The sequence below is a fragment of the Actinomycetospora sp. ABD4_176 genome, assembly GCF_056311855.1.
In genome coordinates this window covers 3,276,292-3,295,329 of sequence record NZ_CM149974.1, presented here as the reverse complement: position 1 = coordinate 3,295,329, position 19,038 = coordinate 3,276,292, and the positions used below count along the sequence as shown (strand labels likewise).

24 protein-coding genes are annotated in these 19,038 nt (G+C 72.3%); 8 read left to right on the top strand and 16 right to left on the bottom strand.

The annotated features are described in order from the left end of the window. Positions 1–138: 138 nt before the first annotated feature. Complete coding sequence (locus ACYX4T_RS15960) at positions 139–543, bottom strand: DUF732 domain-containing protein (protein ID WP_476010275.1); 405 nt, start codon at positions 541–543, stop codon at positions 139–141. 714 nt (positions 544–1,257) lie between these two features. Here ACYX4T_RS15960 and ACYX4T_RS15955 point away from each other — a divergent pair. Next, positions 1,258–1,965: a hypothetical protein gene (locus ACYX4T_RS15955; RefSeq protein WP_476010274.1), complete on the top strand. Its 708-nt coding sequence runs from the start codon at positions 1,258–1,260 to the stop codon at positions 1,963–1,965. A gap of 250 nt (positions 1,966–2,215) precedes the next feature. Here the strand turns inward: ACYX4T_RS15955 and ACYX4T_RS15950 are convergent, their stop codons facing one another. The 5 genes from ACYX4T_RS15950 to ACYX4T_RS15930 all read right to left on the bottom strand — a co-directional run bounded on the left by ACYX4T_RS15950 (position 2,216) and on the right by ACYX4T_RS15930 (position 5,143). Then, positions 2,216–2,584, bottom strand: coding sequence for a hypothetical protein (locus ACYX4T_RS15950; protein WP_476010273.1), 369 nt, complete (start codon positions 2,582–2,584; stop codon positions 2,216–2,218). Positions 2,585–2,856: 272 nt separating this feature from the next. After that, positions 2,857–3,633: a hypothetical protein gene (locus ACYX4T_RS15945; RefSeq protein WP_476010272.1), complete on the bottom strand. Its 777-nt coding sequence runs from the start codon at positions 3,631–3,633 to the stop codon at positions 2,857–2,859. Between the two features lie 27 nt (positions 3,634–3,660). Continuing rightward, positions 3,661–4,050 (bottom strand): hypothetical protein, encoded by a 390-nt coding sequence (locus ACYX4T_RS15940; protein ID WP_476010271.1) that lies wholly within the window; start codon positions 4,048–4,050, stop codon positions 3,661–3,663. Positions 4,051–4,067: 17 nt separating this feature from the next. Then, entirely contained in the window at positions 4,068–4,244 is a 177-nt protein-coding gene (locus ACYX4T_RS15935) for a helix-turn-helix domain-containing protein (RefSeq protein WP_476010270.1), read from the bottom strand. 236 nt (positions 4,245–4,480) lie between these two features. Continuing rightward, complete coding sequence (locus ACYX4T_RS15930) at positions 4,481–5,143, bottom strand: hypothetical protein (protein WP_476010269.1); 663 nt, start codon at positions 5,141–5,143, stop codon at positions 4,481–4,483. A 446-nt stretch (positions 5,144–5,589) separates the two neighbouring features. Here ACYX4T_RS15930 and ACYX4T_RS15925 point away from each other — a divergent pair, with 446 nt between their 5' ends. Next, positions 5,590–5,745: a hypothetical protein gene (locus tag ACYX4T_RS15925; RefSeq protein WP_476010268.1), complete on the top strand. Its 156-nt coding sequence runs from the start codon at positions 5,590–5,592 to the stop codon at positions 5,743–5,745. 277 nt (positions 5,746–6,022) lie between these two features. Here the strand turns inward: ACYX4T_RS15925 and wrbA are convergent, their stop codons facing one another. After that, positions 6,023–6,640, bottom strand: coding sequence for an NAD(P)H:quinone oxidoreductase (gene wrbA / locus ACYX4T_RS15920; RefSeq protein WP_476010267.1), 618 nt, complete (start codon positions 6,638–6,640; stop codon positions 6,023–6,025). A 125-nt stretch (positions 6,641–6,765) separates the two neighbouring features. Here wrbA and ACYX4T_RS15915 point away from each other — a divergent pair, with 125 nt between their 5' ends. Both ACYX4T_RS15915 and ACYX4T_RS15910 read left to right on the top strand, forming a co-directional pair. Further along, positions 6,766–8,118, top strand: a complete 1,353-nt coding sequence (locus ACYX4T_RS15915) for a PucR family transcriptional regulator (RefSeq protein WP_476010266.1) — start codon at positions 6,766–6,768, stop codon at positions 8,116–8,118. Beyond that, positions 8,115–10,040: a homocysteine S-methyltransferase family protein gene (locus ACYX4T_RS15910; protein WP_476010265.1), complete on the top strand. Its 1,926-nt coding sequence runs from the start codon at positions 8,115–8,117 to the stop codon at positions 10,038–10,040. Before ACYX4T_RS15915 ends, ACYX4T_RS15910 begins: the two co-directional genes overlap by 4 nt. Here the strand turns inward: ACYX4T_RS15910 and ACYX4T_RS15905 are convergent. Continuing rightward, positions 10,030–10,266: a hypothetical protein gene (locus tag ACYX4T_RS15905; RefSeq protein ID WP_476010264.1), complete on the bottom strand. Its 237-nt coding sequence runs from the start codon at positions 10,264–10,266 to the stop codon at positions 10,030–10,032. The genes ACYX4T_RS15910 and ACYX4T_RS15905 overlap by 11 nt on opposite strands. 161 nt (positions 10,267–10,427) lie before the next feature. Further along, positions 10,428–11,165, bottom strand: a complete 738-nt coding sequence (locus ACYX4T_RS15900) for a tyrosine-protein phosphatase (protein ID WP_476015294.1) — start codon at positions 11,163–11,165, stop codon at positions 10,428–10,430. Positions 11,166–11,292: 127 nt separating this feature from the next. Between ACYX4T_RS15900 and ACYX4T_RS15895 the strand changes: the two genes are divergently transcribed. The 4 genes from ACYX4T_RS15895 to ACYX4T_RS15880 are packed head-to-tail and all read left to right on the top strand — an operon-like array spanning position 11,293 to position 14,024. Beyond that, entirely contained in the window at positions 11,293–11,850 is a 558-nt protein-coding gene (locus tag ACYX4T_RS15895; protein WP_476010263.1) for a GNAT family N-acetyltransferase, read from the top strand. A gap of 6 nt (positions 11,851–11,856) precedes the next feature. After that, entirely contained in the window at positions 11,857–12,690 is an 834-nt protein-coding gene (locus tag ACYX4T_RS15890; RefSeq protein WP_476010262.1) for a GNAT family N-acetyltransferase, read from the top strand. A 33-nt stretch (positions 12,691–12,723) separates the two neighbouring features. Then, entirely contained in the window at positions 12,724–13,461 is a 738-nt protein-coding gene (locus ACYX4T_RS15885) for a Clp protease N-terminal domain-containing protein (protein ID WP_476010261.1), read from the top strand. Positions 13,462–13,493: 32 nt separating this feature from the next. After that, complete coding sequence (locus ACYX4T_RS15880; RefSeq protein ID WP_476010260.1) at positions 13,494–14,024, top strand: hypothetical protein; 531 nt, start codon at positions 13,494–13,496, stop codon at positions 14,022–14,024. On the opposite strand, the gene ACYX4T_RS15875 is transcribed toward ACYX4T_RS15880, so the two are convergent. The 7 genes from ACYX4T_RS15875 to ACYX4T_RS15845 all read right to left on the bottom strand — a co-directional run bounded on the left by ACYX4T_RS15875 (position 13,996) and on the right by ACYX4T_RS15845 (position 18,932). Further along, complete coding sequence (locus ACYX4T_RS15875) at positions 13,996–14,427, bottom strand: TIGR03618 family F420-dependent PPOX class oxidoreductase (protein ID WP_476010259.1); 432 nt, start codon at positions 14,425–14,427, stop codon at positions 13,996–13,998. The two genes, ACYX4T_RS15880 and ACYX4T_RS15875, sit on opposite strands and share 29 nt — an antisense overlap. A gap of 21 nt (positions 14,428–14,448) precedes the next feature. Continuing rightward, the gene (locus tag ACYX4T_RS15870; protein WP_476010258.1) at positions 14,449–15,180 is read right to left on the bottom strand and encodes an energy-coupling factor ABC transporter ATP-binding protein; all 732 of its coding nucleotides are present in this window, start codon (positions 15,178–15,180) and stop codon (positions 14,449–14,451) included. After that, entirely contained in the window at positions 15,177–15,941 is a 765-nt protein-coding gene (gene cbiQ / locus ACYX4T_RS15865) for a cobalt ECF transporter T component CbiQ (protein ID WP_476010257.1), read from the bottom strand. The genes ACYX4T_RS15870 and cbiQ overlap by 4 nt, the downstream gene beginning before the upstream one ends. Before the next feature lie 2 nt (positions 15,942–15,943). Continuing rightward, positions 15,944–16,300 carry a PDGLE domain-containing protein gene (locus tag ACYX4T_RS15860; RefSeq protein ID WP_476010256.1) on the bottom strand — a complete coding sequence of 119 codons (357 nt, stop codon included), beginning with the start codon at positions 16,298–16,300 and terminating at the stop codon, positions 15,944–15,946. Further along, positions 16,297–16,974 carry an energy-coupling factor ABC transporter permease gene (locus ACYX4T_RS15855; RefSeq protein ID WP_476015293.1) on the bottom strand — a complete coding sequence of 226 codons (678 nt, stop codon included), beginning with the start codon at positions 16,972–16,974 and terminating at the stop codon, positions 16,297–16,299. The genes ACYX4T_RS15860 and ACYX4T_RS15855 overlap by 4 nt, the downstream gene beginning before the upstream one ends. Before the next feature lie 173 nt (positions 16,975–17,147). Further along, positions 17,148–17,543, bottom strand: a complete 396-nt coding sequence (locus ACYX4T_RS15850) for a VOC family protein (protein WP_476010255.1) — start codon at positions 17,541–17,543, stop codon at positions 17,148–17,150. Positions 17,544–17,564: 21 nt separating this feature from the next. Further along, positions 17,565–18,932 (bottom strand): cytochrome P450, encoded by a 1,368-nt coding sequence (locus ACYX4T_RS15845; RefSeq protein ID WP_476010254.1) that lies wholly within the window; start codon positions 18,930–18,932, stop codon positions 17,565–17,567. Positions 18,933–19,038: the final 106 nt, after the last annotated feature.

Here is a 19,038-nt window from a genome sequence, read left to right as displayed (position 1 = left end):
TCCGCGAGGGGTGGCCAGGCGGCGGCGGACGATTGGACCTGTCCGACCGTCCGCAGAAACTAAAGCGCTGACCAGCACGAATGGCAGGCATGCGGACGATGCGGACCGTCGGGACGGTGGTTCGCACCTTCTATCCGGTCAGAAGCCTTCACCCTGCAATTCGGGGCAGTACGCGACGATGCTCGTCGCCCAGACCTTCATTGCCTGGTCGTCGGTGAGGTATCCGGTCTGCCCGTTTGTGAAATTCTCTTGGATATCCCACGGATACATTCCCGCCCTCATCTCCGCGCATGTGCGGGTTCCCTGTCGTATCACGAGACTGTCGGCAAGGCCTCGGTATTGCGGCACGTGACTTCGGACGACCGTCAAGAATGTGCGGTCCGTCGAGGACACCGCCGGAGCGGCCGCGGCCGAAGCAGCGACCGGCGCAGGTGCGGTTGGCGGCGCCGGGGCGGAGGCTGGGGCAGCGGTACATCCGGCGACCGCGAGCGCGACGAGGGCACTGAGTAGGCCAGAGGCGAGGACGAGGCGAGGGTGGGTCATGCGGAGATCTTCGATGGGGGCGAACCCTCGTTAGCGTCAGCGACGTAACGGTCCGGCGCGCACCGCATGCGGGAACGGAAATCGCAGGTCAGCGACCCCAGGCTCGGCCGCAGGTATACCTGATCGAGTGAGGGCACGTCTGCCCCGCACATCCCGGGAGTAGCGGGCTACCGTGCCTGGCCGAAGGCCAGGCTGGGCAGGGCGCTATCCGGGCCGCGCCCGACCGAAGGCTCCGAGGGCGCACCGCCGTCGAAGTGCGAACGCGCTGCGCCCGCACGGCCGCCCGACTCATAACCGGCCGCCGCGTGTCGTGCGCCTACTCGTCCGGGGTGCACCGGAGAGGCGGCGGACCGGCGGGTCGGCGCCCGGTTGGCTGCGGACCGTGTGGCAGGCTCCGTATGTGACGGGCGACTCGTGGCGGAACCGGCTCGACTACGGCAACGACCTCGATGTATTTCGGGGCCACATCGCCTCCTGTTCGGTCGGTCTCGCGAATTTCGACTCGCCGCTAAAGTCTGGGTGGTCCGCTGTCCACTTTAATGAGGGTTCTGGACGTGGGCGCTTGTCATGACTCCTGCATGGGTCACGATCGTATCGTCTGTCGTTGTCGCCCTGGCATCCATCGGTGCTGTGATCGTGACGGCCCGGTCGACGCAGAGACGTGAGCATCGCTTGCGAATGTGGGAAAAGCAGGTGGAAACCTACGAAGCGGCCGTGAAGTACATCGACGGCCTCCGCGAAACGCGAGATGCCGAAGATGAAATTCCCAATCCGTATCAATATAGAGAAATTGTCGAGCAGTCAACCAATCACTTTGAACGCGGTGAATTTCGGGACGTACGGCGAGGTCTCTCCTTATATGGCTCCCGGACCGCCCGTGCGGCCTTCGATCGTTCCCTCCGCTTCCACGACCTGTGGGCTAAGACGCTGTGGGAGCAGGCGGTCAGAGGCGAGAGTGGAGTCCGGTACGCAAGAGCGCAGCAGGCCGACGCCGATCTCATGGCCGCGCTTCGCGACGACTTATACGACCTGGACAAGAGCGAGTCGACTACGAACTCGTCTTACGCATTCGTATCCGCCGCGCTGCCGTTCCCTCTAGAAAATGTCATTGCTGCCGGAAAAGAGGTATCCGGCCTTCTAGAGACTTTTGATAAGGAAGCGGTCGAACAAGCTCTGTATCGCAGCATCTCGCGAGTCGAGGACGTAAAGCATGTCGGTTGGCGTAAATGGGAAGTTGACCGGCTGCAGTGGCCGAAGGAAAGTCCCCAAAAGGTGACCGTTCGTATATCCCGCCGTTCAAACGGTTGGGTGGTAGAGGCTCAAGACGATTACGGCCGTCGATCCCAGAGCACTCAAGAACCCCTCGGCGCGCACGTCGCAGTGGACGCAATGGACTGGCTTTTTCTCGACCGGGACCTCTAATGCGCCCTATCACTGCCGCGACGTCTTGTTGCCGCAGACCTCGCACCGGCAACCGCCACACCTACGCGGCCTCCACGAGATTCTCTGCTCGGCAATCTTGGCGCCGTGCTGGCGCACGTCAAAGGCCCAGCGCTGGAAAGCGTAGTAGTGCACCGTAAGCGGGTCTGAGTAGTCCTCTCCCTGCCGCAACCACGCGGCCGGATCGAATACGGCCAGGCGTTCGGGCAACTCCGGAGCGGCCCGTCCACGCCTACGCACCTCGCACGCCCCACCGAGCACGGGCAGCCTTGCGCGCCTGCTCGCTTCGCTCAGCGGGACTGCGGGCCGGTGTGTCGTCCTCCTCCGGAATTTTGAGTTGCTTCAACAGCGCGGCAAGGACCGAGCGGTGCTGTCGGATTTCGGTGAGCAGCGGCGAGGGCACCGGTTGGCCCTGCGAGCCGCGAGCGGTCAGCGCGCCGTCACTCAGTTCCTTCTCGATGCGTTCGACGATATCAACCTGACGGCACGCGTCCTCCAAAATGCGCGCCTCATCCGGGCGCAATTCGTGCCGATCGGTAATTTCCTCCCACAATTTCAGCGCTTTCGGATCGAGACCATCGGGTGCACATTCGGCGGTCACGCTCGGTCACTCCTACGCGGGGTCAGAGGGTCGGAAACAACGAGAAATTGGCACGCAGAACGGCTGGTGCATTACGGCGGCGGTCGGCGGCCCGGCATGGGGGGAGGCACCCGCCACCGTCCGTAATTGCCGATTCCGGCGAGGCGCAGCGTCCGCATTCGGAGGAAAATGCCGGGGTGGCCGCTTGGCTCCATCTCGGGGGAAGGCGAAGGAAAGGCCGAGATGGTGACTTTGACGCCTACCGAAACCGCGCTGTGAAGTTGTCCGGGAGGTCACGCCGTTGCAGCGTGCGGCAACCGCTCCCGTTCCGCACGAAAGGTGCGGACGTCGTCGACGCCGTAAATGCCCGGCTCTGCACCGAGTCGGGCCGCTTCGGCAATGTGTAGAGGCCAAGGGACGTCACAGAAATGCCATGGGTCGATCAGGTCGGGATACCGATACCGGTACTCGTTCCCCAGATACGTAGGCCATCCCTGCTCTACGTGAGGTAGTGCTCCATTAACTCGTAGCTCTTCTACGATCTCATGGATTGCGCACCATCTCAGATACAGCCTCTTCATCTGTGCCCATGCACTCGCTGCCTCTGTGCCTGCCTCTACTGCATTCTCGTCATTCTTCACCCTCGTAGGGATGGACTCTGCGCCCTTGACGCTTTCCTCGATGAGCTCTCGCATCATGTCGTGCAGGTCTGTCACGAGTCCATCACCATGAGATGTCACGGCATTCCATGACAGCACTGTCGCACGAGCACCCGCATCCTTGAGCAGAGAGGGAATCGCTCCTGTCTGGTCTGCTACACGAGAGATGTCAGCCATACGCTCGATTGCCTGTAGCGGCTCGATCTCCCCTGACACGAGATCGTCAAGCACTGCTCGCCGGTCGACGTCGAATCGATCTGGTGCGTCGAGTCGTGCGGTCCGCAAATCCTCCGCCCGGTCGAAGTACCTGCGCGCGTCGGCGAGGAGACCACCGCGCCCGATTGAGTCGAGCCGGTCGAAGGTTCGCGCGAGCACGTTTCCCATCTGCGCCGCGCTGGTCGCTTTCTCCACACGCTGTAATTCCATGGTGGCCTACCTCTATCGCGGGATGGACGGGATGTCGTCACGCATCGCGTCGGCACGCGTCATCCGCGATGTTCGGCCAGTGCGAGGGACACGATCGGCCAGGACCCGGGGATCGTCTTTCTCGTCCTCGCCGATGTACTCGCCGAGTTCATCCACCGCCTCGCGAACCAGGGTCCGCGCGTCGCCGTTCTGACCGGCTTGCACCGCTTCCAGAATTTCTGCCGTGTAGTCCTCGACCCGCTCGCGGACGTCCCGTTCCTCGTCGGCGGTGAGCCCGTCGATGAGCGGGAGCGCATCGATGTCGGCGCGCTTCGCTTCCCGCTTCGTCACTAGGATGCCGTCAAGTAGATCCCGGAGCGGACGGGCCCGGTCGTTCACCGTTCTCTTGCTCGCCGTCGTCATTGGTTGACTGCCTTTCGTTACGCCGTGTCCCGCAGGTTGCGGATTTCGTCATCGGGAATGCGGACCACGCGGCCCAAGCGGATGACGCTCAACGTGCCGTCCGCGATCCACCGCCGGACCGTGCGCGGGGAGACACCGAATATCTGCGCCACTTCGGTGATGCGGTAAAGCCGTGGAGTCTGACCGACCGCCACTCGCACCACCGCCGAGTCCCCACGACCCATGACTATGCGTCCTTTCGCGAGAATGATGTCAGGCGCTGGCCGCAACTGACAACATCAGTCCGCGAAAGGCGAGTGCGTGGTCAACGAATCTGATTGGCGCCGTTCGACCGATTCCGTAGAGGCCGATGTAGGCGAAATTGCCGGTCGGCTCAATCGCGGCGTCGTGGGCGTCTCTGTGCGCTATTCGTCGGCAGAGGCAAGGTGGCTCAAAGGCTTGGAACCGACGCATTCAGACGGCGCTCGCGCCGGGTTAGGAAATCTTCTTGCGACATCATCTGCCAATTGATCCAGTCCTGTGTGGCGTCCGGAAGTAATTCCGGCGCTCGTTCGATCGGGTCTCCTGCCCAGTTCGAGATCTTGACGTCACTGCAGAAGACGGCCCGACCCGAAAGCCGAAAGCCTGCTGCTCGATCCGTCACATGCGCGAGGACGTCGGCGACGTGGTAGAGGTATCCAAGTCCGATATCGGTATTGACCTGCTCGGGAGTTTCGAAGAACGGCGAGAAAGAGCACCTCTGCGCAAAGGTGAACCCATAGAGAAGGGTCGGTTGCCCCTCCGGGCGCAGGCTTCCGACGATCACTCGGCGCTCGCCACCTGGCCGTCTTCTATTGAGCCACGTCCGTGCGGCCGATTCGTCGGTAGGTTCCTCGGGATGGAGGCGACCTGAGACACCTGCCTGGTGTGCGAGGGGAAATCCGGTCCACTCACCGGTAGCGTCGCGATGCACGATGTCAGGGCAGATGGTGAAGTAGAAGCGGGCAGCCTCCAAGAAGGTCTCGGTGACTTCCTTTCCGTTCAGGTGTCGGTCGTAGTGGGGCTTCAAAGCCTGTGTACCCGGGTAGAGTTTCCGGTGTACGTCGTTGGGCACCTCTTGCCCAAATCGCGTAGATACGCATTCCAACCTCGGTCCCGCCAATAAGAGCTGATGCTCTAGGTTTCACGGGATGGAGGAGATGTTGGGTTATGTGTCTTGCATACCTGAATGCTTGTATGATTTCGATTCTTGTGTCTATCGGGCTCGCAAGCATCGAGGAGTAGTCGGCTCTCGCCGGGCTCTCCTGACCTGCGAGGAGGTCGTTCACCCTCTGGATGAACCCAACACAGGTCCGCACACGGGTGGCGAGTGCATCCAAATCGTCAGTGCGGGCCGTCTCTCGGTAGTAGTCGCCGATCGTGGTCTGGACGTCCCTCATAGCGGATCGCCATGCGCCCAACTCCGACGCGGGAACCGGAATCGGATTTTGGAGAGTGGCCATGCGGACGGATTCTAGGTCTGCGGACCGGGTCCCGACTGCCAACTTTCCAGCGCTCGCGGTGCACGTCGCCGACCTCACGGGCGCGAGCGGATCGGCCCTCAGCGACGCCCGGGTCGCGCTGCTCGCCGACCGGCTCGCGCCGCACCGGACGCAGCGGGAAGGGGCCGCGTTCCTCGACCGCCACGACCACCCCGCCGAGCGCGCCGACGAGTGACTCCGCGCCCTCCGAGATTCGGGAGCGATGCGAGCACCGGGCACCGCCCAGACCAGCGACGGGACGTAGGCACCGACAGTGATCCACTTCGTAGGCACTGCGTAGGCATACATGCGTCCGACAGGGTGTTAGCGGGCGCCAGGTAGACAGTTGCCGTTGACAGGGAAAGTGCTGGTCACGACCATGCGCGGGTCCAGAACTGCAGGTCAGAGCGAGCGGCCCCACAAGTGAGCGATCTTCACGGCTATCGCCGGGAAAATCACTCACATCAGGCCGGTCAGGCGATCAGCTTGGCGGCCACCTGGGCGAGGCGGGTGCCCTGGACGCGGGCGGCGAGCAGGGCGTCGTCGTCGGGCGCGGCCGACTTCCGCGACACCCACGACGCGCCGTACGGGTTGCCCGACGACATCAACGAGGGGTCGGCGGCGTAGCCGAGCGGCATGACCAGCGCGCCCCAGTGGTAGAGCACGTTGTTCATCGACAGGATCGTCGCCTCCAGCCCGCCGTGGCCCGTCGAGGCGCTGGTGAACGACGTCCCGACGAGGCCGGCGAGCTTGCCCTGCGCCCACAGCCCCCCGGTGGTGTCGAGGAACGCCTTGAGCTGCTCGGCGCTGTTGCCGAAGCGCGTCGGGCTGCCCAGCGCGAGACCGTCGGCCCACTCCAGGTCGTCGAGCGAGGCGAGCGTGTCGTACGGGTTGTCGTCGACCCACGCCTTCCACCGCCGGTTGGCCTCGATCGCCTCGCGCGGGGCGCGCTCGGCGACCGGCCGCACCCGGGTCTCGGCGCCCGCCTCCCGCGCGCCCCCGGCGAGGGCCTCGGCGAGCGCGGCCACGTTCCCGGTCGCGGAGTAGAAGACGACGGCGATGCGTGGCGCCCTGCCGGACGGGTCGGTCACGGGTCCTCCCGGGTCGGTGTGGGGCACCGATCATGACCCGTCCTCGGGTGCGCGGCCGCGCGGGGCCCCGCAGCTCCCGGCGAGGACGGCCCGCGCGCGGCGCCGCCGCGTAGCAGGATGAAGGCGTGACGACGGGGGAGGCGCGGGCGATCGGCCCCGCACGTCCGGACTCCACCCGGGACACCACACGGGACACCACACCGGAGACCGCACCGAGCGCCGGGCCGCGCGGGCTCGTCGGGCTCTACCGCCGGCTCTCGGGCCTCGTGGCCGGGCCCGCCGCGGACGCCCAGGCCGTGGCGACGGTGATGGCCGGCGAGCTCGGGGTGCTCGCCGCCGTCGTCGGCCCCGCCGGCGAGGTGCTCGCCGCGGCCGCGCCGGGCACGGGCCCCGCCGAGGCGTCGGCCCTGGTCCGCGCCGAGGCCCGCACCGCCGTGTGGCCGCGCACCCTCGACGTCGCCGCGAGCGCGGGCCGCGCGCTGCGGGTCCCGGGGCCGGGGCACCTCGTGCAGGTCGTCGCCCCGGTGCTGCTCGGTCGCGAGGTGCCCGCGTTCGTGCTCGCCGAGGAGGACACCACCGCCCGGGACCGCCCCGACGCCCTCGCCGGCGACGACGCCCTGCTGCTGGTCGCCGAGCACGCCGCGACCGTGGTCGGCGTCCTGGCCGGGCGCGACCGGGTGCTCGCCACCGCCGCCGGCCAGGTGCGCGGCGACCTCGTCTCGGGGCTCCTGCTCGACCGCGCGCGTGACGCCGACCAGGCCGCCCAGTGGGCCGAGCACGTCGGCTACGACCACGGCGTCGCGCACCGGGTGGTGGTCGTGTCGCCCGACGACGACGCCGTCGACGGCGCCGGGCCGGCGAGCCTGCTCGGCGACGCCGAGGAGCACCTGCTCGCCACCGCCCCGACCGCGCTGACCGTCGTCCGCGACACCGAGACCGTCGCCGTCGTCCCCGAGGCCGCCGACCCGGCCGCCGTCGGGGCCGCCTGCGCCCGCCGCCTCGCCCGCGGCCGCGTGCCCGACCCGGACGCGCGCTGGCCGGTCACCGTCGCCGTCGGCGGCACCGTCCGCGAGCCCGGCGAGATCGCCACCTCCTACGACCAGGCCCGGCGCACCCTCGTCGCCGCCCGCCGCCTCGGGCGCAGCGGCCGGGTGCTGCGCTTCGACGACCTCGGCGTGCACCGCCTGTTGCTCCAGATCTCCGATCCCGAGGCCGCCCGCGCCTTCGCCCACGAGGTGCTCGGGCGGCTCGCGACCGACCGGTCGGAGCGCACCGTCGAGCTGCTGCGCACCCTCGCCCGCTACTTCCTCGAGGACGGCAGCCCCCAGCGGGTCGCCAAGGCCCTCAACGTCCACCCGAACACCGTCGGCTACCGGTTGCGGCGCGCCGAGGAGCAGAGCGGGCTCGACCTCGACGCCTACCGCGACCGCCTCGCCGCCCAGGTGGCACTGGAGATCCTCGGGGAGATGGAGGCGTGAGCGAGTCCTTCGCCGACGCGCTCGCGCGCCGCGTGCTGCTCGCCGACGGCGCGATGGGCACGCTGGCGCGGGCCAGCGGCGGGCGGGTCGAGGGCCACGGGGCCGAGCTCTGCGTCGTCGCGCCGGAGCTGGTCACGGCCCTGCACGAGCGCTACCTCGCCGCCGGCGCCGACGTCCTGCAGACCCACACCTTCGCCGCCTCCCGGCCCCGCCTCGAGCGCCACGGGCTCGCCCGCCGGGTCCGCGAGATCAACCTGGCGGGCGCCCGGCTCGCCGCCGCGGTGCGCGACGGGGCGGGCCGCCCGGCCTGGGTCGCCGGGTCCGTGTCGCCGGTGACCCCGCCGGGCCAGACCGCGCCCACCGACCCCGTGCGGGCCGCGGCCGCGGTCCGCGAGCAGGTCGAGGCGCTCGTCGAGGGCGGCGTCGACCTCGTCGTGCTCGAGACCTTCAGCCGCGCCGACGAGCTGCTCGCCGCCGTGCGGGCGGTGCGCGAGGTGACCGACCTGCCCGTCGTCGCCCAGGCCACCTTCGTCGACGAGGACGCCGGGCACGTCACCACGGCCGGGGAGTCGCCCGCCGCCGTCGTCGCGCGCCTGGCCGGGGCGGGCGCGGTCGCGATCGGCACCAACTGCACCCTCGGCCCCCAGGGTCTGCTCGACGTCGTGCGGCGGATGGGCCCGACCGACGGGCCGGTGCTCTCCGCCCAGCCCAACGCCGGGCTGCCGCACGTCGTCGCCGACCGCAGCGTGCGCTTCGCCGGCGACGCCGAGCACTTCGCCCGCTACGTGCTGCGCTACGTCGAGGCCGGCGCGCGCCTCGTCGGGGGGTGCTGCGGCACGACGCCCGAGCACATCGCGGCGGCCGCGCGGGCGCTGACCACCCACGACGCCTGGTCCCCGCCCGCGAGCCCGCCGGGCCCGGGCGCCCCGCCCGCACCCCGCCGGCCCGCGAGGCCGTCGGCGCCCGCGCCCGTGCCCGAGGAGACCGCCGACGGCGCCGGTCCCGGACGCGGCGCCGTGGAGCGCTGGCTGCGCCCGCGCCGGTCGGGCCGCGAGTTCCTCGTCGCCGCCGAGGTCGCGGGCGCCGGCGGCCCCGACGAGCACCTCGCCCGCGCCCGCCGCGCCGTGGCCGGGGGCGCGTCGGTGCTGTGGGTCAGCCGCTCGCGGACGCGGCGCGCCAGCACGAGCACCGCGGCGCTCGGGGTGCACCTGCACGACCGCGTCGACGTCGACACCGTCCTGACCGTCACGAGCTGGCAGACGAGCATGCTCGCGCTGCAGGCCGACCTGCTCGGGCTGCACGCGCTGGGCCTGCGCACGCTCGTCTGCGAGACGGGCAACCCGCCGGTGCACGCCGAGCAGGCCGTCCGCGACGGCGTGTGGGAGGTCGACGGGCTCGCCCTCCTGCGGCTCGCCGCCGGGCTCGGCCGCGGGGTCGACGCCGACGGCGCCGAGCTCGGCACGCCGACCGCGTTCCGCCTCGGCGCCCGGGTCACGCCCGGCACCGACGACCTCGCCCACGAGGCCGAGCGGGCCGTCGCGAAGGTCGAGGCCGGCGCGGAGTTCCTCGTGACGCGCCCGGTGTTCGAGATCGCGCGGCTGCGGGCGGTCGTCGAGACTCTGGAGGCGGCCGGGCGGCGCGTCCCGGTGCTCGCGTCGGTGGGCGCGCTGACCGGCTACGCGCAGGCCGAGCACCTGCACCACGAGGTGCCCGACGTCGTCGTGCCCGACGCCGTGGTCGAGGCGATGCGTCGCGCCGGCGACGGACCCGGCGCCGCCGACACGGGCCTGGCGCTCGCGGCCGACCTGGTGGCGGAGGCCGCCGACCTGGTCGAGGGCGTCGTCGTGCGCTGGCCCGGGCCGGATCCCGCGACCGCTCTCGCGCGGCTGCGCGCGGCGGCCGGCGGGCGGGTCAGGCGCTGACGGCCTCGGTGTCGACGGCGGTGCCGACGGCGGCGCTGACGGTCTGGCCGGTGCGCGGCAGGGGCAGCACCGTGGGCCGGGCGACGCCGCGCAGGCGGGCCACGGTGGCGCGCAGGTAGGCCACCTCGCGCGTCAGCGACGCGACGGTCTCGCCGTCGAAGTCGTAGGACATCTCGGGGGGCATGACCACGACCCCGCAGCACGGACACGTCGTCGGGGGGTTCATCGTCGTCACCTCGAGCTGGTTCGGCGCCACCGGGCGGGGGCCCGGGATGACCTCCAGTCTTCGGGCCCGCACCCGCCCCGGGCACTGTGCCGACGCACAGAGATCACGACGGCGCCGTTGTGCCCCGCCACAGCGTCTCGGCGCGGTGCGTCCGGATGGACCTAGGCCGGTCCCTCGACCAGGCGAGCGCGCCAGGCCTCGATGTCCGCGTCGGGCACGCCCGCCTCGTGCAGCGGGGCGCGCGGGTCGTCGTCGACGAGGTCGAGCACCGGGTCGAGGTGCGCGGGCGTGACCCCGATCCGGCTCGCCTCGACGCCCGGGTCGACCGCGCCCTGGGCCACGAGGCGGTCGCGCAGGGCGACGCGGTGGTCGTTGGTGGCGGCGAAGTCGGCGGCCACGGTGGCCCGGTCGACGCCGGCCGCGCGCAGCAGCAGGGCGACGGCGACGCCGGTGCGGTCCTTGCCCGCCGCGCAGTGCACGAGCACCGGGCCCGGCCCGTGCGCCGCGACCCCGAACAGCTGGGGCAGCCACGCCTCGCCGATGCGCACGAGCAGCAGGTAGAGCTCGTCGACGCCCAGCTCGCCCCGGCGTCCGCGGGCCTGCTCGGCCGGGGCGAGGGCCTCGATGAGCGGGAGGGAGGTCAGCTCCGCGCCGAGGGCGGGCAGCGGGTGCGGGTCGCGGAGCTCGGCGGGGTTGCGCAGGTCGACGACGCTGCCGGGCGGCCACGCGAGCCCGCCGGGCCCGAGGGTGTCGTCGCCGGCGAGCGGGGCGTCGGCCCGCCACAGCACGCCGGGTCGGGTCCGGCCGCCGTCGGCGGTGGTCATCCCGCCGACGTCGCGGAGGTTGGCGAGGTGCCGGGTGACATCGGTGTGGGCGGCGGGGGCCTGGTCCGTGCGCATCGCGGACACCGCGGGTCTCCTTCGTCGGGACCTCCATCGTCCCCCGTCCGCCGCCTCCTCCCGGGCGAGGCGTGGGCCACTTCACCCTCGGCGTGCCGCGCGGCGGCGACGGGGCCAGGCTGGGCCGGTGGCCAGCCCCGACGCCAGCCCCGACACCAGCTCGTCCGACGACCTGGTCCTCCGCGCCCCGCGCCCGTCCGACGAATCGCTCGCGCGCGCGGCCCAGTCGGCGCTGGCCCCCGACGGCTTCGACTTCGGGCTCTGGCCCGACGGCGAACCGTGGCTCGCCTACCTCGACCGCCTCGACCGCGAGCAGCGCGGCGTCGACCTGCCGCCGGGCCGGGTGCCGATGACGTTCCTCTACGCCGAGGTCGGCGGGCGGGTGGTCGGGCGGACCTCGATCCGGCACATGCTCAACGACACCCTCTGCGTCGAGGGCGGGCACGTCGGCTACGCGGTCCTGCCCGGCGAGCGCCGGCGGGGCTACGCCACCGCGATCCTGCGCGGGAGCATCGCGCTGCTGCGCGCCCGCGGCGTCGGTCCCGTCCTCGTGACCTGCCGCGAGGACAACCCCGGCTCGCTCGCGGTCATCACCCGCTGCGGCGGGCAGCCCGACCCCGGGTGGCCGGCGTCGCGCCCGCACGGCACCGGCGCTCCCGCGACCCTGCGGTTCTGGATCGGCTAGCCGGCCATGGGCTGGACGGTCACCGACGACGTCGAGGAGTTCTGGGCCGCGGCCGCGGGCTTCCTCGCGGCGCACCGCGTGGCCGCCACGATCGAGCTGACGATCGTCGACACCCTGCGCCGCCGCGGCCCGGAGGCGTTCGGCGGGCCCAGCGCGCTGGCCTGGTGGGACGACGGTGTGGGCACGTCGGCCGTCCTCGTCCACACGCCGCGGCACCGCCCGGTCGTCTCGGCGATGCCGCCGGGGGCCGCCGTCGCGTGGGCGGCGCAGCAGCCCTGCCCGCACCGGGTGCTCGGCCCGGCCACGACCGTCGGCGAGCTGGCCGCGGCCTGGGACGCGACCTGGGAGCCGGTCGTCACCGAGCGGCTGCACCGCCTCGCGCGCCTGCGGCTCCCGGCCGACCCCACCTCGACGCGGCTCGCCGGTGACGCCGACCGCGACCTGCTGTGGTCGTGGCTGTGGGAGTTCCACCACCAGGCCACCCCGCAGGACCCGCCGCCGCAGCGGGAGGCGCTGGACGTGGCGATCGACGAGTCCCGGGTGGTGGTCGCGGTCCCCGACGGCCGGCCCGTCGGCTACGCGTCGGCGTCGCCGGTGGTGCTCGGGACCGCCCGGATCGGCCCCGTCTACACGCGCCCCGAGCACCGCGGCCGCGGGCACGGGGCGGCGGTCACCGCGGCGGCGGCACAGCAGGCGCGGGCGCGGGGCGCCGACGAGGTCCTGCTGTTCACCGACCTCGACAACCCGACGAGCAACGCGCTCTACGCCCGGCTCGGCTTCGTCGGGCTCGTCGACCTCGTGGACGCCGACCTGCGGCCGCGAGCGTCAATCGACAGTTGACGAACAGGGGTGTCGTCAACCTAGAGTGGACGCATGGCCGCTACGCCTCCGACCCCTGTCCGCCTCGACGACCTCATCAACGCGATCACCTCGGTCCACGCCGACACCCTCGAGCAGCTCCAGGACGCCGTGCTCGCCGCGGAGCACCTCGGCGAGGTCGCCGACCACCTCATCGGCCACTTCGTCGACCAGGCCCGGCGCTCCGGGGCGTCGTGGACCGAGATCGGCAGGCGCATGGGCGTCACCAAGCAGGCCGCCCAGAAGCGGTTCGTGCCCAAGGGCGCGACCGGCGACATCGACATGGAGGAGGGCTTCGGGCGCTTCACGCCGCGGGCGCGCAACGTCGTCGTCGCCGCGCAGGAGGAGGCCCGCCGGTCGCACCACGCCGAGATCACGCCGGCCCACCTGGCGCTCGGGCTGCTCCACGAGCCCGAGTCGCTGGCCGTCCTGACGATGACGGCCCTCGACGTGTCACCGGAGACGGTGCGCCGCACGCTCGTCGGCACCCTCCCGCCGCGGGCCACGGAGATCGGGGCGCTCATCCCGTTCGACGCGGCCAGCAAGAAGGCGCTGGAGCTGACGTTCCGCCAGGCCCTGCGCCTCGGCCACCACTACGTCGGCACCGAGCACATCCTGCTCGCGCTGCTCGAGCAGGAGGACGGCGCCGGCACCCTGACCGGGCTCGGCCTGGGTCGCGACGCCGTCGAGGGCCACGTGGTGCGGATGCTCGCCGCGTACTCCGGCGCCCCGCAGGACCCGGAAACGGAGTGAGGTCCGCCCCGCGCCCGTGGTCCGATGGCGGCGTGCACGTCGCGTTCACCCGGCGCCCCGACGGCGGGTCTCTCGCGGACATCGACCGCGGGGACGGCCTGCGGCTGCGCCTGCGCTCCTACGACCGCACCGGCACGGTGCCGCACGACGCCGTCCACCTCCTCGGCGAGCGCGCACTCGGCATGGAGCGTGGGCTCTGGGGCTCGATCCGCGCGGGCGCGCTGTTCGACAGCCTGGAGATCACCGGCGGGAAGCCGCGCCACGACCGGCAGCAGGTGTCCGGCGGGGTGCGTCGGGACCATGCCCGCGACCTGCGGCTGGCGGAGGTCGTCGTGGGCGTGCTCGCGCAGGGGATCGACCGCCGCGCCCCGGCCGTCGCCACGGCCCTCGACGAGGCATGGGGGATCACGGAGACCGGCCGCGCGCCGTTCACCGTCGAGCAGGTCGGCGTCGCGCTCACCGATCTCCGGGACCTGCGGGAGCGCTGGCGGCGGCTGGGCCCCGACGAGGTGCTGGCCTACACCTGGTGCGCTCCTAGACGCCGTACACGCGGCTCGGGGTGACGAGCACCGCGGCCCGGCGCTCGCGGGCCATCGTCTCGTCGTAGGCGATCCAGTCGTCGTGCTGGCCCCCGGCGGCGACGAAGACCTCGCGCAGCAGGGCGGGGATGTCGTCGACACCGCGCAGCGGGTCGTCCGGGCCCGCGATCTCGGCGCCGCCCTCGACGGTCGTCCAGCGCCAGCCGGAGCGCACGGTGACCGTCATCCACGGCCGCGCCCGCAGGTTCGCGAGCTTCACCGACCCGCCCGCCGCCACCAGCGCCAGGATCGGCGTGCCGTGCACCGGGTGGTCCATGACGCCGGCGTTGACGACGCTCGACTGGATCGACCCGTCCGCCCGGGCCGTCGACACGACGACCAGGAAGCTCTCGCCGGCGGCCCGCTCGCGGAAGTCGTCGAGGTCCATGCGCGCGAGCGTGGCACGCGCTCAGCCCGGCGCGAACCCGAACGGGAGCTCGAGGCGGTGAGCGGCGAGGAAGTCCGCGTCGGCGAGGAGCTCGCGGGTCGGGGCGTCGGCGACCACCACACCGCCGTCGATCACCACCGAGCGCGGGCAGAGCTGCAGGGCGTAGGGCAGGTCGTGGGTGACCATGAGCATCGTCCGGTCCAGCCCGAGCAGCACCTCGGCGAGCTCGCGGCGCGCGACCGGGTCGAGGTGGGTGGACGGCTCGTCGAGCACCAGGATCTCCGGGTCGCACGCCAGCACCGTCGCCAGCGCGGCGCGGCGGCGCTGCCCGCCGGAGAGGTGCATGGGCGAGCGGTCGGCGAGCTCGGCGACCCCGACCGCGTCGAGCGCCTCCTTGACCCGCAGCGAGAGCTCCGGCTCGGCGACCCCGAAGTTCGCGGGCCCGAACGCGACGTCGTCGGCGACGGTGGGCATGAACAGCTGGTCGTCGGGGTCCTGGAAGACGATCCCGACCCGCCGGCGGATCTCCTGGAGGTTCTCGCGTGTGACCTCGAGCCCGCCCACCCGCACCGCGCCCGCCCCGGCACGGTGCACGCCGTTGAGGTGCAGCACGAGCGTCGTCTTGCCCGCGCCGTTGGGCCCCAGCAGCGCCACGCGCTCGCCGCGCTCGATGCGCAGGTCCACGCCGAAGAGGGCCTGGTGGCCGTCGGGGTAGGCGAAGGCCAGGCCGGAGACCTCGAGGCTGGCTGTCACCAGGCCCAGTATCCGGACACCGCCAGCAGGGCGGCGGCGACCGCGGGCACCAGCGCCACCGACCACGTCGCCGTCGAGGCCGGTGCGGTGGTGAAGGCGGGCATGGTGCCGGTGTAGCCGCGCGACAGCATCGCCAGGTGCACGCGCTCGCCCCGCTCGTAGGAGCGCAGGAACAGCGCGCCCACCGAGCGCACGGTGGCCCCGAGCTGCCAGGCGAAGCGCGGGTCGTGGCCGCGGGAGATGCGGGCCAGGCGCATCCGCCGGGCCTCGGCGACGATCACCTCGAGGTAGCGCAGCATCAGCGTCGCGATCACGCACACCATCGAGGGCACCCGCAGCCGGGAGAGCCCGGAGACGAGGTCGCGCAGCGGGGTGGTCGCGGCGAGCGTCACCGAGACCAGCACGCCCAGGGTGCCCTTGACCAGGATGTTCCAGCCCGCGAGCAGCCCGTCGACGGCGAGCGACATCCCCCACCACTCGACCCGCGGGCCGCCGGCGGAGAACGGCAGGAGCACCGCGAGGACGACGAACGGCGCCTCGATCAGCGCGCGCGCCGCGAGCCAGCCGGGCGGGATGCGCGCGGCGACCCACACGCCCACGAGCAGCAGGAACTGCAGCCCGAACACCGCGAACGCCTCCCTCGGTGTCGCCACCACCGCGAGCACGAACAGGAACGCGACCACGATCTTGACGTGCGCGGGCAGCCGGTGGACGACCGAGTCGCCGGCGCGGTAGAGCGGGTGCGCGTGCCCGGCGGCCACCGCTACTCGACCCGGCTGGGGGTCTCGTCGCGCGAGCCCCGCCGGCGCAGGACCCAGAACAGCCCGCCCGCCACGACCAGCGTCAGCACCACCCCGATGACGCCCGCGAGGCCGGTCGTGCCCTCGGAGCCGCCGACGGTGTAGTCGGCGAGCGGGCTGGAGCCGGTGGCGTGCTCGCCGGCGTTCTGGGCGATGCACTGCCCGCCCACGGGCTCGCCGGACTCGTCGAGCTCGCACCCGGTCTGGGTCACCGCGTCCAGGCCGTCGGGGCTGCCGCTCGCGGCGTAGGACACCACGCCGGCGAGCAGCAGGGCGACGACGAGGAAGCCGGCGTAGAACGCCAGCGGCAGCTTCTTCACGCTCCCACTCCCTTGATCGTCAGCGACGGCGCGGCCGAGCGCGTCAGGTAGACGAGGTCGGGGCGCACGGACGCGACGGCGCCGACGGTGAGCGCGGTGATGACGCCCTCGCCGATCCCGATCAGCGCGTGGAAGCCCGCCATCAGCCCGAACACCGTGCCGAGCGCGAGGCCCTCGCCGCCGATCGCGTACTCGAGGACGAAGCCCAGCGACGCGGCGACCGTGTTCACCCAGGCCGCGACGAACGCGGTGAGCACGAGGCCGCCGCGGCTGCGCGTCGCGACCCGGCGCATCGCCACCGCCACGCCGTAGCCGACGAAGGTGCCGATCAGCGCCATGTTGGTGATGTTCAGGCCGAGGGCGGAGAGCCCGCCGTCGGCGAAGAGCAGCGCCTGGAGCAGCAGCACGATCGACACGCAGATCGCGCCGACCCAGGGCCCGACGAGGATCGCGCAGAGCGCGCCGCCCAGCAGGTGCCCGCTGACCCCGGGCAGGATCGGGAAGTTCAGCATCTGGACGGCGAAGACGAAGGCCGCGACGAGCCCGGCCATCGGCGCGGTGCGGTCGTCGAGGTCGCGCCGGGCGCGCGCGACGCACACGGCGAGGCCGAGGACGGCGACGATCCCGAAGATCACCGACGTCGGCGCGTCGACGATCCCGTCGCTCATGTGCATGGCGACGAGCCCGGTGTGCGGCTCCACGCGTCACCCCCGATCCGGCGGACCACCCGGGCGGGTGGCGTCGACCCGAGTGTGGCGCAGGTGAAGCCTTGTGGCACTAGTCCTGCGACAACCGAGGACTGGCCGAAGAGAGGGTGTGGCCGGGAGTCGTGTCGTGGTCGTCCGGTTCAGGACGCGAGGGCGAAGAACTCCAGCGCGTTGCCGTCGGGGTCGCTGAACGACAGCGCCCAGCCGTAGTCGGCCTCGACGACGCCGCCGTGCACGACGCCGATGAGGTCGAGGTGGGTCTGCCAGGCGGCGACCTCGGCCCGGTCGGCGCAGGCGAAGCCGACGTGGTCGAGACCGGGGGCGACGACGTCGAAGCGGTCGCCGGAGCGGGCGCCCTCGTGGGCGGTGAGCCCGAAGAGCTGCCCGCCGGCCAGGGCGAACACCTTCCGCTCGAACGGGCCGTCGGCCAGCGTCATCGCCGGCTCGACGCCGAACAGCCGCTGGTACCAGGGCAGGCTGGTCGCGAGGTCGGTCACCGACAGCGCGACGTGGGAGATCGAGGGCAGCTCGGGCACGCCGCGGACGGTAGCGCGCGATCAGTCGGCGCGGACCCCGAAGCGCCGCGGCCCGCGCAGGACGGTCGCGACGCGGGGGACGAACCGGCCCGCCGGCCGCAGGCGGGGGAGGCGCTGCGCGAGCATCTCCAGGGCCACCTCGCCCTCTATGCGCGCCAGCGCCGCGCCGAGGCAGTAGTGCGCGCCGCCGGAGAACGCGAGGTGGGTCGTGACCTGCTCGCGGTGCGGGTCGAAGCGGTCGGGATCCGGGTGCGCGGCGGGGTCGCGGCCGGCGCTCGCGAGCAGCACGAGCACCCCGGTGTCGCGGCGCAGCCGCTGCCCGCCGAGCTCGACGTCGTCGTGCGCGAAGCGGGCCGTGAGCTGGACCGGCGGGTCCCACCGCAGCGTCTCCTCGACCACGCCCGCCGCGAGGCCCGGGTCGGCGACGAGGTCGTCCCACGTGCCCGAGGTGTGCAGCGCGCGCACGGCGTTGCCGACGAGGTTGGTCGTCGTCTCGAACCCCGCGATGAGCAGCAGCTGCGCCAGCGACACGAGCTCGTCGAGGGTCAGCGTCCCCTCGTCGAGCGCGTGCACGAGCTGGGAGATGACGTCCTCGCCGGGGTCGGCACGGCGGCGCTCGACGAGGTCGGCGAACAGGGCGCGCAGGTCCGCGGTCGCCCGCGACAGGGCGTGGGCGTGGCGCACCGAGCGGACGCCGTCGAGCGCGGCGCCGACCACGCGGCCCCAGGCGGCGAACCGGGGGGTGTCGACGTCGGGGATGGCGAGCAGCTCGGAGATGACGCTGATCGGCAGCGGCGCGGCGAGCGCGCCGACCAGGTCGAACGGCGCGTCCGTCGGTGCCGCGTCGAGCAGCCGGCCGGTGACGGCGCGGGCGGTCTCGCGGTACTGCGCGAGGCGCTTCGGCGCGAACGTCGGCTGGGCGAGGCGGCGCAGCCGGGTGTGGTCGGGGGCGTCGAGACCCAGCAGGGAGAGGTCGATGGGCTCGATGAGCGCGGTGCCGGGGTCGGTCGGGTCGTGACTCGAGGCGGTGCTCGCCCCGTCGGTCGGGTCGAACGGCATCCGCCCGTCCGCGAGCCGCACACCGAAACGGCGGTCGCGCAGCACGGCCGTGCAGGCCTCGTGGGTGGCGACGGCGCGGATGCCGGTGCGGCTGCGCGCCACGCCGCCGGACGCGGCGCCGGCGGCCCGGACGCGCGCGTAGGTGGGATACGGGTCGAGGCGCCAGGGCTTGTGCATGAGGCGGGCGACGGGGTCGCCGCGCACCGCCAGGGCGAGGCCACCCGCGCGCATCGCGACGATCCGCGAGCCCAGGCGCAGGTCGGCCCGCCAGCGCGGCAGGGGCGACGGCGCGGTGCGCGGGTCCGCCTCGTCGGTGGTCCTCGTCGTCACGTACCCAGAGTATGACGGTGCGGCGTGTCACGCCCTCCCCGGCTGGACCGTCCGTCGGAGCGAGCGGAGGGTGGACGGTGACCGGGACATCCCGGACGGGCCCGAA